The following is a 1400-nucleotide window of genomic DNA, read 5'->3' as shown; positions in this document are numbered from 1 at the left end:
CTGGAGATCGTCGCCTTCCTCGACCGCTACGTCCACGGCCAGGACCTGGCGAAGCGCGACCTCGCCGTCGCGGTGTACAGCCACTACCTGGGTCTCGGCTACCGCGACCGCCGCGTCAGGGAGGGCTTCGCGCGCGCGATCTCCGGCGCCGAGTTCGGCAAGCAGCACGTCCTGCTGATGGGACCGACCGGTTCGGGCAAGACCTACATGATCCGCCTGATCGCCGAGATGCTGGGCGTGCCCTACACCTTCATCTCGGCCACGTCCCTCGTCCAGACGGGGTACGTCGGGACCAGGATCGAGAACCTGGTCGGGGAGCTGTACCTGCGTTCGGGCAAGGACCGCTACATGACCGAGCGCAGCATCGTGTTCATCGACGAGATCGACAAGGTCGCCGCGCACAAGGGGTCCGACGGACCGGACATCTCCGGTGCGGGCGTCCAGCAGGCCCTGCTCTCGATCCTCGACGGCTGCGTGGTGTCAGCCTCGACCGGCGGCTCCATCGAGCACATCCTGTCCGACATCGACACCTCGGGAATCCTCTTCGTCTGCGCGGGGGCGTTCGTGGACTTGGCGAAGATCACGAGGCTGCGGCGGACGAGCTCGATCGGCTTCCTGGCGTCCAGGCGCGGCGGCGCCGCCGGCGGCTGGAGCAAGCAGGACCTGCCGCGCACCGAGGAACTGGTCGAGTTCGGCTTCATCCCCGAGTTCATCGGCCGCTTCTCCACCCTGACCGCCGTGCGCAAGCTGACGGTCGAGGATCTGGTGAGCATCCTCCGGCACGCCGAGGAGTCGATCCTGCCAAAGCAGCAGCGTCTGTTCGAACTCCACGGGATCGAGCTGGAATTCACGGACGAGGCCCTGCGCGCCGTCGCCGAGGAGGCGGACGGGCTCGGCACGGGCGCCCGCGCGCTGTCGCGCATCGTGATGCGCAGCCTGGACGACGTCGATTACCGGCTGCCCGAACTCGCGGACGACGGCGTCACGAAGGTCACGGTGACCGCCGGCGCGGTCCTCGGACGCGAAGCCGCCGTCCTCATCCGGGAGCCCCGCGGGCAGGACGCCGTACCGCGCCCGGTCCCCCTTGCAGGCGAGATCCGGGCCGCCGTGCTGCGCCGGCAGCCGGACCTGGTGTGCGACTCGAGCACGGCGAGGAACGGGATCACCGACACCGTCGGCATGTCCGACGAAAGCATCAGGAAGCTCGTGGCCGCTGCCAAGGCGACGATCGGCCTGGAGGAGGCCGGCACGTCGGCCCGGGAGTGGTGGGAGGCGTTCGAGGCGGAGTATCAGCCGAAGATCTCGCAGGTGCTGCGCCTGGCGGAGGAGCTGCAGGTCCGCAAGGCGACCATCACGGATTTTTTCTACGCCCGGTCGCAGGCGGATTCCGTGAGCGTCGT

The 1400-nt window shown here is 68.8% G+C and carries 1 protein-coding gene; it reads left to right on the top strand.

Annotated features, from left to right (window positions below; translation table 11 throughout):
- Positions 1-1400, top strand: a 1400-nt coding sequence (locus tag Q7W29_08275; protein ID MDO9171813.1) for an AAA family ATPase, incomplete at both ends; no start/stop codon positions are given.

It is taken from the genome of bacterium (assembly GCA_030654305.1).
In the GTDB taxonomy this organism is placed as follows: Bacteria; Krumholzibacteriota; Krumholzibacteriia; order LZORAL124-64-63; family LZORAL124-64-63; genus PNOJ01.
This window is presented reverse-complemented; position numbering and strand designations above follow the sequence as displayed.